This window comes from Pseudomonas sp. R1-7 (assembly GCF_051132105.1).
Lineage (GTDB): Bacteria > Pseudomonadota > Gammaproteobacteria > Pseudomonadales > Pseudomonadaceae > Aquipseudomonas.
The window spans coordinates 1,409,736-1,423,399 of record NZ_CP071661.1; the positions used below are offsets into that span (position 1 = coordinate 1,409,736).

A 13,664-nucleotide genomic window follows, 5' to 3' on the forward strand; every position below is an offset into this window, starting at 1 on the left:
TTTTGCCATTTGATCCGCCGTCTTGATGAAGGCGGTGCTGAAATAATTTTATAAGGAGCGCATTCATGGCTGTTGGTCTTGGTCCGTTGCCAACGTTGCACCCGGTTGCCGGTTTTGAACTCGGTATCGCTTCGGCGGGCATCAAGCGTCCTGGGCGCAAGGATGTCGTGGTCATGCGTTGCGCCGAAGGCTCGACGGTGGCAGGCGTGTTCACCCTCAACGCGTTTTGTGCCGCGCCGGTCATCCTCGCCAAGCAACGCGTGCAGGGGCCGGTGCGTTACCTGCTGACCAACACCGGTAACGCCAACGCCGGCACCGGCGCGCCAGGCCTGGCCGCCGCCGAGCGTACCTGCGCCAAGCTGGCCGAACTGACCGGCGTCGATGCCAGCCAGGTGCTGCCTTACTCCACCGGCGTGATTGGCGAACCGCTGCCAGTCGAGAAGATCGAAGGCGCCCTGCAAGCCGCCCTCGATGACCTCTCGGAAAACAACTGGGCCGCCGCCGCCACCGGCATCATGACCACAGACACGCTGCCCAAGGGCGCGAGCCGTCAGTTCCAGCACGACGGCGTCACCATCACCGTCACCGGGATCAGCAAAGGCGCCGGCATGATCCGCCCGAACATGGCGACCATGCTCGGCTACATCGCCACCGACGCCAAGGTATCGCGCCAGGTGCTGCAAGACCTGATGCTCGACGGCGCCAACAAGTCGTTCAACCGCATCACCATCGACGGCGACACGTCCACCAACGATTGCTGCATGCTGATCGCCACTGGCAAGGCCAACCTGCCGGAAATCACCGAAGCCAGCGGCCCGCTGTTCGCGGCCCTGAAGCAGGCCGTATTCGAAGTGTGCATGGAAGTGGCCCAGGCCATCGTCCGTGACGGCGAAGGCGCGACCAAGTTCGTCACCGTGCAGGTCAACGGCGGTGGCAACCATCAGGAATGCCTGGATGTCGGCTACACCGTGGCCCACTCGCCGCTGATCAAGACCGCGCTGTTCGCCTCCGACCCGAACTGGGGCCGGATCCTCGCCGCTGTCGGCCGTGCCGGCGTGCCTGAGCTGGACGTGAGCAAGATCGACGTGTTCCTCGGTGAAGTCTGCATCGCCAGCCAGGGCGCCCGCGCCGCGACCTACACCGAAGTCCAAGGCGCGGCGGTGATGCAGCAGGAGGAAATCACCATCCGTATCGAGCTGGGACGGGGTGATTGCAGCGAAACCATCTGGACGACCGACCTGTCCCACGAGTACGTCAAGATCAACGCTGAATACCGGACTTAATACGCTCGGGACCGAGCTGCTCCAATCGCGAGCAAGCTCGCTCCCACAGTGGATCTGTTGGGTGATATCGATAGTGTTCACACCACAAGCCCCCCTGTGGGAGCGAGCTTGCTCGCGATGGCAACAGAACAGACACCTCAGAACCACAAGAAAGGAATCCACATGAGCCTGCACCTGATCATCGGCGACAAAGATCTCTCTTCCTGGTCCATGCGCGGCGCGCTCGCCCTGGCGCTGACCGGCGCGAAGTACACCGAAGAGTTGGTCAGGCTCGGCCAGCCGGATACCCGTGAAAAGCTGCTCAAGTATTCGGCCACGGCCAAGGTCCCGTTGCTCAAGACCGAATTCGGCGTGATCGCCGATTCCCTGGCGATCGGTGAGTACTTGGCTGAACAGTTCCCGGATGCCGGACTCTGGCCCAAGGATGTCGCCGCCCGGGCCCAGGCGCGTTCGGCCTGTGCACAAATGCACAGCGGCTTCTTCGCTATACGCAGCAATATGCCCATGGACCTGCTGCACGATGCGCCGCTGTCACCGATGCCGGCGGACGTCCAGGCGGAAATCCAGCGGATGCTGGCGCTGTGGGCCGAGTGCCGCGCGGCGGCGACCGAAGCCGGTCCTTACCTGTTTGGCCGGGTCAGCCTGGCCGACGCATTTTTTGCCCCTGTTGCCGTGCGCTTGCGCACTTATCAGGTGACGCTGCCGGAGGTCGATGAGGCCTACGTCGAAACCCTGTATCAATGGCCGGCATTCAAGACGTGGCAACAGGCTGGCCTGAAGGAGACTACGCGGTGAAACGAGTCCATGTGGCGGCGGCGGTCATCCGCGACGCCGCCGGCAAGATCCTGATTGCTCGGCGGGCCGACACCCAACACCAGGGTGGCCTGTGGGAATTTCCCGGCGGCAAGGTCGAGGCCGAAGAGTCCGTCGAAACCGCCCTGGCCCGTGAACTGAATGAGGAACTGGGCATTGTCGTCGACGCTGCCCGGCCATTGATCAAGGTGCGTCACGATTACCCGGACAAACAGGTGTTGCTGGATGTCTGGGAAGTCTCGGCGTTCAGTGGCGAGCCCCACGGTGCCGAAGGCCAGCCGTTGGCTTGGGTGACGGCCCGTGAGTTGGCGAACTATGACTTTCCGGCGGCCAACCAACCGATCGTCGCGGCGGCGCGTTTGCCGGGTGAATACCTGATCACACCTGATGGCCTGGAAAGCCCAGCCTTGCTGCGCGGTTTGCAAAAGGCAATTGCGGGCGGGATCAAGTTGGTCCAACTGCGTGCGCCCAACGGCTACGACCCGCAATACCGCGACCTGGCGGTGGATGCGGTGGGGTTGTGTGCCGGCAAGGCCCAACTGATGCTCAAGGGGCCGTTCGAATGGCTGGGGGATTTTCCCTCCGCCGGCTGGCACATCACTGCCGCGCAACTGCGCAAGCACGCGGCGGCCGGTCGACCGTTCGGCAAGGATCGCTGGCTCGCGGCCTCGTGCCATGACGCCGAGGAATTGGCCCTGGCGCAGCAGATGGACGTGGATTTCGTGACGCTGTCACCGGTGCAGCCGACCCAGACCCACCCCGATGCACAGCCGCTGGGCTGGGCGGAGGCAGTGCGGTTGATCGAGGGCTTCGACAGGCCGGTTTACCTGTTGGGCGGGGTAGGGCCTGCCGAGCAGCAAAAAGCCTGGGAAGCCGGGGCCCAGGGTGTGGCGGGGATTCGGGCGTTTTGGCCTGAGGCTTGATTTTGTGGTGTAACCGCTGACGCCATCGCGAGCAAGCTCGCTCCCACACGGGATCTTCGGCGCTCACAAAACCCCTGTGGGAGCGAGCTTGCTCGCGATGGCGGCCTCAAGAACGATTAGTCCCCAGGCTTCGCCGCCGCCTCCCAAAGCACCTCGGCCACCCCTTGCCGCCGGGCAATGACCCGCGCGGCCACGAACAACAAATCCGACAGCCGATTGATATAGGCCAGCCCCGGCCCGGCCAGAGGCTCCACCGCGTTCAACTGTTGGCAACGACGCTCGGCACCACGGGCCAGGGCTCGGCAGACGTGAGCTTGCGCGATCAAGGAAGAGCCACCGGGCAGGATGAAATTCTCCAAGGGCCCCAGTTCTTCGTTCCACAGGTCAATCGCCGCTTCCAGCCGCTCGACTTCCGCGACGTTCAAGGCTTGGTACGCCGGCATCGCCAGTTCACCACCCAGGTCGAACAACCGGTGCTGACAAGGGGCCAGCACTGCGATGACTTCCTCCAGCGCCGGATGCCGGGTCTTTTCTTCGGCCAGGCCGGCCAACAACAAGCCCAGTTGGCTGTTCAGTGTATCCACTTCGCCAATCGCCTCGACCCGTGGATGATCCTTCGCCACGCGGCGACCATCCCCCAGCCCGGTTTCACCTTTGTCACCGGTGCGGGTGTAAATCTTCGACAGGCGAAAACCCATTGTTCAGCGCTCCACTTGCTTATGTTCCTGGGCCACGACCGAAGTGCCCGCCAGGGGCAGGCGCAGGGTGAAGCAAGTGCCCTGGCCTGGCGCGGATTGCACTTCCATCTGGCCCTTGTGATTGTTGGTGATGATGAAGTACGACACCGACAGCCCGAGGCCCGTGCCCTGGCCGATTTCCTTGGTGGTGAAAAACGGCTCGAAGGTGCGTTTGCGCACGTTCTCGCTCATGCCGATGCCGTTGTCCTCGACCTGGATTTCCGCCCACGGTGGGTTCAACCGCGTGCGCAGGATAATGCGCCCGGGTTCGCTATCGTCCTGCCGTTGGTGGATCGCTTGGGCGGCATTTTTCAAGAGGTTGAGCAATACCTGTTCCAGCTCGTTGGCAGTGCCTGGCACCGGGCCCAGGTTCGGGTCGAACTGGCGGATGATTGCCTGGCCCTTGAAGTCGAAACCGATCGCAAGGTCGAAGTCGTTCCCTGCGATTTCCACGGCTTGGTCGATCAAGGCTGGCAAGTCGCAGGGGGCCATCTGCCGGGTGCTGCGTCGGCTGAAGCTGAGCATGTGGGTGACGATTTTTGCGGCTCGCGCGCCGGCCTGCTGGATGCCGTCGAGCAGTTGCGGGATCTCCCGGCTTTGCAGGTAACGGTTGACCACCGGCAATTCGATGCCCAACTGCTCGGCCTGTTCGAGGTTCTTGGGCAGCTCGGCGGACAGGCGTCGACGAATGTTCTGCACGTTGTGCAGGATCGCCCCCAGCGGGTTGTTGATTTCATGGGCCATGCCCGCCGCAAGGCCGCCGACCGAGAGCATCTTTTCCGATTGCACCATCATTTCCTCCAGCGACAGGCGCTGGGTGATGTCGTCGATGCGGATCACCACGCCACGCCCGGCGCCGCCCATCAGCGGGTAGAAGGTGAGGGCGTAATGCCGCGCTTCGTCGTCCTTGGTCCAGGTCACGCGCTCGATCTTCGCCACCGTGTGCTGCTCGACGGTTTGTTTGAGCTGCGGTAGGTACGGCTTCAGCGGTTCGAAGGCGAGGAAGATCGGCTGGTTCAGCGCTTCGTCCAATCGTGTGCCCGAGAGCGCGCTGGCTTCCTGGTTCCATTGGGTGACGTAGAGCTGTTCGTCGAGGGCGATCAGGGCCGACGGCATGGAGTCGATGATGCTGTTGAGGTAGTTCTGGAAACCGGTGAGTTTTTTCTCGATTTTGCTGCGCACCTGGACTTCCAGTTCCAGCTTGCGGTTGGTGTGGCGGGTTTCTTCGGCCAGGCCCTGGGCCTGGTCATAAGCGGCCTGGGAGTCGTCGCGGGCGCGCTTGAGTTGCTGCTCGCGGGCTTCGATCCGCGACAGCATGGTGTTGAACGCTTCGGCCAGGCTGCCGATTTCGTCGTGGTTGCCCCGGGCGGCGCGCAGGGAATAGTTTTCCTCGCGGGTCACCTGGCGCGACAGCTCTTCGAGCTGGTGGATCGGTTGGGTGATCAGTCGCTTGATCTGCTGGGCAATGACCAGCCACAGCAGCACGCTGAAGATCAGGATGCCGAGGCTCGCGGTGAGGGTGCCGGTGTAGAACGCGGTGGGTAACTCGCTGCTGGCGACCAGCAACAGGTGGCCCGGTGTCGTCCCGGGACGGGGCAGGGTGATGACTTGATTGCTGCGGAACTCGCCGGCCTGCCAGGTTTGCATGTGGCGAAAATGCTCCGGCAGCTTGAGCTTTTCGCCCTGTTGCAGTTGGGCCAGGCGCTCGCCTTGGCCGTCATACAAAGCCGCCGCCCGCAGCGGTGCGTAACTGTTGAGTTCGTCGAGCAGGCGCTGGGCGCTTTGTGGCGATTGCAGCGCGTCGGCGATCAGGCTCGGGTTGGCCACCAGCCGGCCAATGGTCTGCAAGGCCTGGGGAGCCATGCTTTCCTGGGAAATGTAGTAGGCCGCGCTGATGAAGGTCAGGTTGGCCACCAGCAAAACCGTGGTCAACAACACCAACAGGGCCGCCAGCAGTTTCTGGCCGACCGGGAGATTTTCAAGGCGCTGGCGCAATGGCATCGGACTCGTCGCTAACAAGGAACACGAGGGCCAGCGTAGCTGCTGCTCAGTCGCTGGGCAATCCAAGGTTGTCCAAGTGGGCAATCAGTCGCTGGCGCATTTGTCCGAGATGCGGCGCCGCCACGCCATGCCGCTGAGCAACCGCGCAGGCATGGCCAAGCAGGTAGCTGATTTCGGTGCGCCGCTGGTTGGCGACGTCCTGGTACATCGAGGAGTAATTGGCGGCCGTGGCCTGGATCACCCGTTCGACTTCCATCTGCAAGTCTTCGGCTGCCGCTGGCTGGCCGCAGCGTTCGAGCAGGTCAGTGAGTTCGGCGCAGAGGGTTGCCACCTCGCAGCGGTGTTCCTGCAGGCCGCCATTCTTGCAATGGTGCAGCACGGTGAGTGGGTTGATCGCACAATTGAGGGCCAGCTTGCGCCACAGGCGAGTGAGGATATCGGCGCTCCATTCGTGGGGAATGCCCGCGGCACTCAAGTCGTCCAGCCAGATCGGCGCCACCGGCCGCGCCGGGTCGCCCAGCCAGGTGAAGCCGTGGCCGGCGAACACCACACGCCAGTCACCGTCGCGAAATGCGCCTTCAGTGCTGGAGGCGCTGATGCAGCGCGCCTGGGGCACGCGGTTCGCCACGGCGTCCTGGCTGCCGAGGCCGTTCTGCAACAGGATCAGTTCCGAGTCGGCACCCAGCCGATGGGCCACCGAGGCCACGGCCGCTTCCGCGTCGTAGGCCTTGCACGCCAGCAACAACCGTTTGATGGGCTCGGGGCCTTGGGCCGTTTCGCCGGGCACCGGATAACACTGCGCCTGGCCTTGTTCCACCAGCGTCAGGCCCCCGACCTCGCGATAAGCCTGCAGGCGTTGTTCATTGCGCAGTACCAGCCGCACCGGCAGCCCGGCCCGGGCCAGGCGCGTCGCCCATAACGTGCCGAGGCTGCCGGCTCCCAAGACATGCCAGGTGGTGGACATCAGTTTTTTACTCGGTTTGGCGCAGGCATCTGAAGGGCTCGCGGTAACGGCGGGAAAAGACCCGTTATAATGAGCCCGATTTTAACCACAAGCCAAGTGCGCGCCGTTGTCATGAGCGCGCCTTTTTATTTGGAGAACACTACATGCCGTCTTTCGACGTGGTATCCGAACTGGACAAGCACGAAGTCACCAACGCCGTTGAAAACGCCGTCAAGGAACTCGACCGTCGGTATGACCTCAAGGGCAAGGGCAGTTTCGAGTTCAAGGAAAAGGACCTGACCGTCAACCTGACCGCCGAGGCCGACTTCCAGCTCGAGGCGATGATCGAAATCCTCAAGCTGGCGCTGGTCAAGCGCAAGATCGACGTGCAGTGCCTTGAAGTGAAGGACGCCTATGCCTCGGGCAAGGTGATGAAGCAGGAAGCCGTACTCAAGGAAGGCATCGACAAGGAACTGGCGAAGAAGATCGTTGCCCACATCAAGGACGCCAAGCTCAAGGTCCAGGCCGCCATCCAGGGCGAGCAGGTGCGGGTCACCGGCAAGAAGCGTGACGACTTGCAGGAAGCCATCGCCGCATTGCGCGGCAAGGAATTCGGCATGCCGCTGCAGTTCAATAACTTCCGCGATTGATCCTGAGCTGTAAAAAAACACTGTGGCGAGGGGATAAATCCCCTCGCCACAAAATGCCGCGTGCAACAGGAATAAGGAGAATACGATGGACTTGAACGCTGAAGTGGACCATCTGGTCAAGGCTTCCCAGGCCTGGATACCGATGATCATGGAGTACGGTAGCCGTGTGCTGCTGGCGATCGTCACCCTCGCCATCGGTTGGTGGTTGATCAACAAGGTCACGAAAAAGGTTGGTGCGCTACTGGCCTTGCGCAACGCCGACCTGGCGCTGCAAGGGTTTATCAGCACCCTGGCGAACGTCATTCTGAAAATACTGTTGATCGTCAGCGTCGCGTCGATGATCGGCGTGGAAACCACCTCGTTCGTCGCGGCTATCGGTGCCGCAGGCTTGGCGATTGGTTTGGCATTGCAGGGCAGCCTGGCGAACTTCGCCGGCGGCGTGCTGATCCTGCTGTTTCGTCCGTTTCGCATCGGTGACTGGATCGAGGCCCAAGGCGTGGCCGGTACCGTCGACAGCATCCAGATTTTCCACACGATCATCCGTACCGGTGACAACAAGACTGTCATCGTGCCCAACGGCAACTTGTCCAACGGCATCATCACCAACACCAACCGCCAGCCAACCCGCAAAGTGGTTTTTGATGTGGGAGTGGATTACCAGGCCGACCTGCAAAAGGCCCGGGAAGTCCTGCTGGAGCTGGCCAAGGATGAGCGCGTATTGACCGACCCGGCACCTGAAGCGGTGATTTCCACCTTGGGTGACAGCGCAATCACGGTGTCGCTGCGGATTTGGGTCAAGACAGCGGACTATTGGAGCGTAATGTTCATGCTCAACGAACTGGCGCGGGATCGCCTGAAGGATGCGGGTATTGATATTCCGTTTCCGCAACGTGTGATTCGGGTTGTTCAGGAAGGGCCGGCGCAATAACACTTGGACTATAACCTGGCGCTTGAGTCAGGTTATGTTTAGTTAGCTTACTAATTAACAGGCTGTGTTAAAGCAAGCGCTGCAATTAGGTATAAAAAAACCGCTCACCTGGATCAGGTGAGCGGTTTTTGTTTGCTGCGGGTGAAGCTATCGAACTTGCACTGAATTACAAGATGCTCAGTGGGTATTCGACGATTACGCGGAAGTCGTTGTTGCTGGTGTAATCCGTGTTGGATCTGTCGGTCCGATAGATGGCGCTACGCAGACGGAAAGACAGGTCTTTTGCGGGACCGCTTTGCAGAACGTATTTGCTTTCAAAGTCCCATTCGTGGGCTTTGGCTTCGCCTGTAGCGGTAGTGATATTATCACTGGTGATATAGCGGGTCATGAAGCTCAGCCCAGGGATACCGTAGCTTTTCATGTTCAGGTCGTAGCGGGCCTGCCAGGAAACTTCATCTTCGCTGTTGAAGTCGGAATATTGGACGGAGTTGGCAACGTAAACAGTACCGCCGCCGTCAACGCCGTAGGCGTAGCCGCTATCACCGGACGAGCGCTGGTGAGCCAAGGTGAATTTGTGCGCACCGAGGCTGTAGGCTGCCGCCAGCGACCAGATGCGGTTATCAATGTCACCGCTCAGCTCTTGGCCCTGACTTTTGCTGTCATAGCCGTTGAAATCGAAGTTCAAGGACTGATCTTCGTTGATCGGCAGGGTGTAGTTCACGTTGAGGTATTTCTTCTTGAAGTAGTCTTCAATATCCGAAGCCGCAACGCCTGCTACCAAATTGTCAGTGAACTGATAGGTCGCGCCAGCAATGTTGGCGGATGGAAGGCCTGGGCTGTGCCGACCATTGATGCTGTCACGGCCGGTGTAGTTCTGGGCGTTCATCGCGGTGAAGCGGCCAGCGGTCAGTTCCAGACCCTTGATTTCCTTGCTGGTGATGAGCGTGCCGGTAGCGACTTCAGGATTCAGACGGCTGTCATCCGTGGAGAACACCGGGCTAGTGGTGTATTGGTTACCGTACTTCAGAACGGTGTCGGACAAGCGGAATTTGATAGCGCCGCCAACTTCAGACTGGGTGTCTTCTGGGCTACCGTCGTCACCTGTGCCGAAGATGCCGTTACCGGTGCGACCTGGGCCGCTATCCAGTTTGACTTGGCCATTGAACAGGGCGTCCACACCTACACCAACGGTGCCTTGAGTGAAGCCTGATTCATAAACAGCCTGTACGCCAAGACCGGTTTCTTCGCGGTAGCCAGTGCTACGTGCCTTGCCTATGTTCTGGTTGTTGGAGGCACCTTTTTTGAAGTCACGGTTCATGTACAGCATACGACTTTTAACGGTCAGGCTCTGATCTTCAAAAAAGCCCTTGGATTCTTCCTGGGAAGAGGCCACTGCGAACTGCGAAACGCTGGCCGATACAGCCAGTGCGATCATGCTCCACTTCATCACGCGCATCGTGATTTGCTCCTTTGGTTTTTAGAAGAGTACTGCCGTCCCACCTGTTTTTTTATCTGGGCGGCTCTTTCTTTTTGTGTCGGCGCAAACTTATATCACGCTGACATTCTTTGGCGATACTTGCCCATCCAACCTTTCAGCTTCTTTACGACCATGTCGCCAATGGCTCGATCCATGTCGTATTCCAGCCGCTCCGGCGCAATCGGACCTGCAACTTGAATGTTGCTATTTTTCTCCGGCGTCGGTGTAAAGAGTCCTTGGTTACTGCGCTTGAAGCTCCTTGAGGGCAACCTTGCCACTTTTATTCATAGGCCCGTGGGTTTTCGCGTCCGGCGATCCCCTGCAGGCGATGTGGGGATGAATGCAACAAGTATGCTCAAATCCGATTTTTGTTCACGTTTTTTTCACATTTTTCATTTTCGAGCGGTGAAACCTCATGAAACCGGCCTCCAAAGGCCTTGTTTTAATTAAGGTTGACTGCCGATGCAGTCTCATGTTTGACGCTTGAAAAGACCGCGAGACAACCAAAAACGTTACCGGTTCACCCCATAAGTGAGTAGATCACGGATGCTTCGTGCACTGAGCGTAGACGCGTTGTGCGATTTTGGTGCAAAAAAACTGTTGGCTGTACGAAAAATTTACAGCTCAAGAAAAACCTGCGGCGTCTCTGGTGCGCGCCAGGCACCGTTGCAAATCCCTTGCGCTGAATTGGTGCGCGGCGGCGAAAGCGGGCCCTGGGTCGGTTCATCATTCGCGGTGAACCCTTCGCCGTTCACAGGTATGCTGGACACCTGTGCCGGGGCGCAGGCCTGCGGGTCGAACCGGGCTCAATTGACCATGAGTAAGGAGTAGACACGGTGTTTGCCTTAGATCCACGACTGCAACAAGACACATTGCCCATCGGCGATTTTCCGCTGTGCCGTTTGCTGCTCTCCAACGACTCGAATTACCCGTGGTTCATCCTCGTGCCGCGACGGGAAAATATCAGCGAATTGTTTCAGTTGGATGACGATGATCAATTGCAGTTGTGGAAAGAAACCACGGCGCTGGCCGAAACGCTCAAGGACTCGTTCGACGCCGACAAGCTGAACGTTGCAACCTTGGGTAACGTCGTCAGTCAATTGCACATGCATGTGATCGTGCGCAAGCGAGAGGATGCCGCCTGGCCGGCGCCGGTCTGGGGGAAACATCCGGCCCGGCCTTATAATGCCGAGCAGGTAACCGCCATTTGCGAACGGTTGCGAGCGGTGCTTACCGATGATTTCAAGTTCCTGGAGGGCTGAACCATGAACCTTGAAGGCCGTGTAACCGATCTGGAAAGCCGCCTGGCATTCCAGGACGACACCATCCAGGCGTTGAACGACGTGCTGGTGGAACAGCAACGAATCGTCGAGCGTCTGCAGCTGCAGATGTCGGCGCTTCTCAAGCGCCAGGAGGAAATGGCCGGGCAGTTCGAATCCTTCGAGGAAGAGGCGCCACCCCCGCATTACTGACCGGCCCGAACGGCAGGCAATAAAAAACCGCGAGCAGCGAGGCTGCATCGCGGTTTTTTTACGCCCGGATCAGCGGCGCGGCAGCGCGGCGATCACGTCTTCGGCCTGTAGGCCCTTGTCGCGATGCATCACCGAGAACTCCACGCGCTGGCCTTCGACCAGGACGCGGTGGCCCTCGCCACGAATGGCCCGGAAATGCACGAAAATGTCATCGCCGGAGTCGCGGGAGATGAAACCGAACCCCTTGGAAGTGTTGAACCACTTCACGGTGCCGGTATCTCGGTTGGACATGTCGTAGTTCTGCGGGGCGGCGCTCGGCGACGACTTCTTGTAGAAGCTGACGGCCAGGTGCAGCAACACAGCGAGCAAGGCTGCGGCCAGGCTGGAGAGAATGGCGGGTTGGCCGCCGATTTCCGGCATGGGTGCCAGCAGGGTCAAGGTTTGCAAGGCAACAGCCAGCACGAGCAAGGCGCTGACAAGGTTTTGCAGTTGATGACGTGGACCTTTGTTCCAGTAAGGGATGACGGGTGCCAGGGTCAGGTTGAGCAGGCCGAAAAAGGCCAGGTACAGCGCGTCGGGGTGTTGCAGGTAAGGTGTGGCTTCGGAACCCAGGCTAGGGATGAAGGACAGCAGCAGGGCAGCTGCGCCCATTAGCAAGTGGACGATTTTCAACATTTTGATTGGCTCACGGTTAAGACAGATCACAAGGAAGAGCTGGTCGGGGGCGGTTCGCTCCAGAAATGAGAGGCGTAGGAACACGTACCCGAATCAGCCTATGCGCGACGCCCCGGAAAATAGGCGTAGCGACACACTGCCTATTTAACAGCAAAGCCCGGGCCTTCTCAAACTCGTTACAGGCGCGCAGCACGCTGTTCGTCGGCCCGAAGCATGGGCAGGGCGCTTGCAGGCGACTGGCAATGGAGGTTGAATTTCCAACGTTTGCCGGAACCGTCCGGCGCCCCGGCTTGTCGGTTCAGGATGGCTGGCGATATGTCGCACGCTATCGAGGGCGATACCCGCTAGAGTGAATTCACCACCGTCAGGAGAACAACCCATGGCAATTGATATCGGTATCAGCGAAGAAGATCGCAAGTCCATCGTCGACGGGCTTTCGCGGCTGTTGTCGGACACCTACGTGCTGTACCTCAAGACCCACAACTTCCATTGGAACGTTACCGGGCCGATGTTCCGTACCCTGCACTTGATGTTCGAGGAGCAATACAACGAGCTGGCGCTGGCGGTGGATCTGATCGCCGAGCGCATCCGTGCGCTTGGCTTCCCGGCGCCGGGCGCTTACTCGGTGTATGCGCGCCTGTCCTCTATAAAGGAAGAGGAGGGGGTGCCTGCCGCCGAGGACATGATCCGGCAATTGGTCGACGGCCAGGAGGCGGTGACGCGTACCGCGCGCGGCATCTTTCCTTTATTGGACAAGGTCAGTGACGAGCCCACCGCCGATCTGCTGACCCAGCGCATGCAGGTTCACGAAAAAACCGCCTGGATGTTGCGTTCGTTGCTGGAAGATCGCTAAGCCCCGAGCAGGCGATGCTGCTGCCGTTGGCATCATCGCCTGTCGCTGCGTGTAGGAACATATGATTCGTCGCCAGCTCCCTGTTGGCTTGTCCTACGTTGATGGTCAAAAAGTCATCTGGAACTGGCGGTCCAGTTGAGCTTCCATAGGACCACAGATCGGTTGTTCCGACTGAGGCTCGTATGGCAAAGGAGTGTCAACGGTATGATTCAAGGAAAAGACCCCAGGGAAAATATGCGCGGATGTCCGCAGTCCGTGAAGATCGACCCGTTCGTCAGTGGTTTCGACATGCAACTGGCCCGCCCGCTGGCGCGCTCCATCCGGCTCAATGGGTTCGCCACCTGTCTGCGGCTGGAGCAGGTCTATTGGGATATCCTCGGTGACATGGCCCAGCTCAACTGTTGTTCCGTCAGTGCCTTGCTGTCCCATGTGGATCGGGAGGTGCACCTGCGTCATGGCGGCGTGCGCAATTTCAGTGGCCTGGTGCGTGTTGTCTGCGTGGTCCACAGCCTGAAGGAAATGAACATGGGTCATGCAAGTCTCGATTGACCTGTTTATCGGCAATGACTGTGCGGTCTTACGGCTGCACAGGCCGCATTTAATGGATATAATCCCGCTCTTTGCCGCAAAGCCGGGCTTTGCGTGAATAACCTGATTGCCGAGACAACCCCCATGCCGATGTACGACTATCAATGTGCTTCCTGTGGTCATCAGATGGAAGCCATTCAAAAAATCAGCGCGGCACCGCTGGTCGATTGCCCCGCCTGCCAGGCGCCAGAGCTGAAAAAGATGCTGTCCATGCCAGGATTCCGCCTCGGCGGCACGGGCTGGTATGAGACCGACTTCAAGACCGGCGCCAAGAAGAACCTGGCCGGTGGCGACAAAGCTGACTAAGTTGAACACGCGCGA

The 13,664-nt window shown here is 59.7% G+C and carries 15 protein-coding genes; 10 read left to right on the plus strand and 5 right to left on the minus strand.

Annotated features, from left to right (window positions below; all coding sequences use genetic code 11):
• Positions 1–65: 65 nt before the first annotated feature.
• The 3 genes from argJ (at position 66) to J3P79_RS06125 (ending at position 3,019) form a co-directional block, all read left to right on the plus strand.
• A complete protein-coding gene (gene argJ / locus J3P79_RS06115) occupies positions 66–1,283 on the plus strand; it encodes a bifunctional glutamate N-acetyltransferase/amino-acid acetyltransferase ArgJ (RefSeq protein WP_434609004.1) in 1,218 nt (405 codons plus the stop codon).
• Between the two features lie 162 nt (positions 1,284–1,445).
• Complete coding sequence (locus J3P79_RS06120) at positions 1,446–2,078, plus strand: glutathione S-transferase family protein (RefSeq protein WP_434609006.1); 633 nt, start codon at positions 1,446–1,448, stop codon at positions 2,076–2,078.
• On the plus strand, positions 2,075–3,019 hold the full coding sequence (locus J3P79_RS06125) for a Nudix family hydrolase (protein WP_434609008.1): 945 nt from the start codon (positions 2,075–2,077) through the stop codon (positions 3,017–3,019). Before J3P79_RS06120 ends, J3P79_RS06125 begins: the two co-directional genes overlap by 4 nt.
• Before the next feature lie 116 nt (positions 3,020–3,135).
• On the opposite strand, the gene J3P79_RS06130 is transcribed toward J3P79_RS06125, so the two are convergent.
• From J3P79_RS06130 to J3P79_RS06140, 3 genes are read right to left on the minus strand one after another with little or no spacing between them, the layout of a single operon-like run.
• Positions 3,136–3,717 (minus strand): cob(I)yrinic acid a,c-diamide adenosyltransferase, encoded by a 582-nt coding sequence (locus J3P79_RS06130; RefSeq protein ID WP_434609010.1) that lies wholly within the window; start codon positions 3,715–3,717, stop codon positions 3,136–3,138.
• A 3-nt stretch (positions 3,718–3,720) separates the two neighbouring features.
• Entirely contained in the window at positions 3,721–5,757 is a 2,037-nt protein-coding gene (locus J3P79_RS06135) for a sensor histidine kinase (RefSeq protein ID WP_434609012.1), read from the minus strand.
• 46 nt (positions 5,758–5,803) lie between these two features.
• A complete protein-coding gene (locus J3P79_RS06140; RefSeq protein ID WP_434609014.1) occupies positions 5,804–6,721 on the minus strand; it encodes a putative 2-dehydropantoate 2-reductase in 918 nt (305 codons plus the stop codon).
• Between the two features lie 143 nt (positions 6,722–6,864).
• Here J3P79_RS06140 and J3P79_RS06145 point away from each other — a divergent pair, with 143 nt between their 5' ends.
• Both J3P79_RS06145 and J3P79_RS06150 read left to right on the plus strand, forming a co-directional pair.
• The gene (locus J3P79_RS06145; RefSeq protein ID WP_030140812.1) at positions 6,865–7,350 is read left to right on the plus strand and encodes a YajQ family cyclic di-GMP-binding protein; all 486 of its coding nucleotides are present in this window, start codon (positions 6,865–6,867) and stop codon (positions 7,348–7,350) included.
• 85 nt (positions 7,351–7,435) lie between these two features.
• Positions 7,436–8,278 carry a mechanosensitive ion channel family protein gene (locus J3P79_RS06150; RefSeq protein ID WP_434609015.1) on the plus strand — a complete coding sequence of 281 codons (843 nt, stop codon included), beginning with the start codon at positions 7,436–7,438 and terminating at the stop codon, positions 8,276–8,278.
• 166 nt (positions 8,279–8,444) lie between these two features.
• Here the strand turns inward: J3P79_RS06150 and J3P79_RS06155 are convergent, their stop codons facing one another.
• On the minus strand, positions 8,445–9,734 hold the full coding sequence (locus J3P79_RS06155; protein WP_434609017.1) for an OprD family porin: 1,290 nt from the start codon (positions 9,732–9,734) through the stop codon (positions 8,445–8,447).
• Between the two features lie 857 nt (positions 9,735–10,591).
• On the opposite strand from J3P79_RS06155, the gene J3P79_RS06160 reads away from it, so the two are divergent.
• Both J3P79_RS06160 and J3P79_RS06165 read left to right on the plus strand, forming a co-directional pair.
• Positions 10,592–11,017 (plus strand): HIT domain-containing protein, encoded by a 426-nt coding sequence (locus J3P79_RS06160; protein WP_434609019.1) that lies wholly within the window; start codon positions 10,592–10,594, stop codon positions 11,015–11,017.
• Positions 11,018–11,020: 3 nt separating this feature from the next.
• Complete coding sequence (locus J3P79_RS06165; protein ID WP_434609021.1) at positions 11,021–11,227, plus strand: SlyX family protein; 207 nt, start codon at positions 11,021–11,023, stop codon at positions 11,225–11,227.
• Between the two features lie 69 nt (positions 11,228–11,296).
• Here J3P79_RS06165 and J3P79_RS06170 read toward each other — a convergent pair whose 3' ends face one another.
• Positions 11,297–11,902 (minus strand): cold-shock protein, encoded by a 606-nt coding sequence (locus J3P79_RS06170; protein WP_030140807.1) that lies wholly within the window; start codon positions 11,900–11,902, stop codon positions 11,297–11,299.
• 379 nt (positions 11,903–12,281) lie between these two features.
• On the opposite strand from J3P79_RS06170, the gene J3P79_RS06175 reads away from it, so the two are divergent.
• The 3 genes from J3P79_RS06175 to J3P79_RS06185 all read left to right on the plus strand — a co-directional run bounded on the left by J3P79_RS06175 (position 12,282) and on the right by J3P79_RS06185 (position 13,649).
• Positions 12,282–12,755 (plus strand): Dps family protein, encoded by a 474-nt coding sequence (locus tag J3P79_RS06175; RefSeq protein WP_434609024.1) that lies wholly within the window; start codon positions 12,282–12,284, stop codon positions 12,753–12,755.
• A 204-nt stretch (positions 12,756–12,959) separates the two neighbouring features.
• Positions 12,960–13,304: a ribbon-helix-helix domain-containing protein gene (locus tag J3P79_RS06180; protein WP_434609026.1), complete on the plus strand. Its 345-nt coding sequence runs from the start codon at positions 12,960–12,962 to the stop codon at positions 13,302–13,304.
• Positions 13,305–13,427: 123 nt separating this feature from the next.
• A complete protein-coding gene (locus J3P79_RS06185) occupies positions 13,428–13,649 on the plus strand; it encodes an FmdB family zinc ribbon protein (protein WP_003178589.1) in 222 nt (73 codons plus the stop codon).
• Positions 13,650–13,664 lie beyond the last annotated feature (15 nt).

Excerpts from the sequence above, each read along its gene's own strand:
- argJ (WP_434609004.1), top strand. The coding sequence starts at position 66 with ATGGCTGTTGGTCTTGGTCCGTTGCCAACGTTGCACCCGGTTGCCGGT.
- J3P79_RS06120 (WP_434609006.1), top strand. The coding sequence starts at position 1,446 with ATGAGCCTGCACCTGATCATCGGCGACAAAGATCTCTCTTCCTGGTCC.
- J3P79_RS06130 (WP_434609010.1), bottom strand. The coding sequence starts at position 3,717 with ATGGGTTTTCGCCTGTCGAAGATTTACACCCGCACCGGTGACAAAGGT.
- J3P79_RS06135 (WP_434609012.1), bottom strand. The coding sequence starts at position 5,757 with ATGCCATTGCGCCAGCGCCTTGAAAATCTCCCGGTCGGCCAGAAACTG.
- J3P79_RS06140 (WP_434609014.1), bottom strand. The coding sequence starts at position 6,721 with ATGTCCACCACCTGGCATGTCTTGGGAGCCGGCAGCCTCGGCACGTTA.
- J3P79_RS06145 (WP_030140812.1), top strand. The coding sequence starts at position 6,865 with ATGCCGTCTTTCGACGTGGTATCCGAACTGGACAAGCACGAAGTCACC.
- J3P79_RS06150 (WP_434609015.1), top strand. The coding sequence starts at position 7,436 with ATGGACTTGAACGCTGAAGTGGACCATCTGGTCAAGGCTTCCCAGGCC.
- J3P79_RS06155 (WP_434609017.1), bottom strand. The coding sequence starts at position 9,734 with ATGCGCGTGATGAAGTGGAGCATGATCGCACTGGCTGTATCGGCCAGC.
- J3P79_RS06165 (WP_434609021.1), top strand. The coding sequence starts at position 11,021 with ATGAACCTTGAAGGCCGTGTAACCGATCTGGAAAGCCGCCTGGCATTC.
- J3P79_RS06170 (WP_030140807.1), bottom strand. The coding sequence starts at position 11,902 with ATGTTGAAAATCGTCCACTTGCTAATGGGCGCAGCTGCCCTGCTGCTG.
- J3P79_RS06175 (WP_434609024.1), top strand. The coding sequence starts at position 12,282 with ATGGCAATTGATATCGGTATCAGCGAAGAAGATCGCAAGTCCATCGTC.
- J3P79_RS06180 (WP_434609026.1), top strand. The coding sequence starts at position 12,960 with ATGATTCAAGGAAAAGACCCCAGGGAAAATATGCGCGGATGTCCGCAG.
- J3P79_RS06185 (WP_003178589.1), top strand. The coding sequence starts at position 13,428 with ATGCCGATGTACGACTATCAATGTGCTTCCTGTGGTCATCAGATGGAA.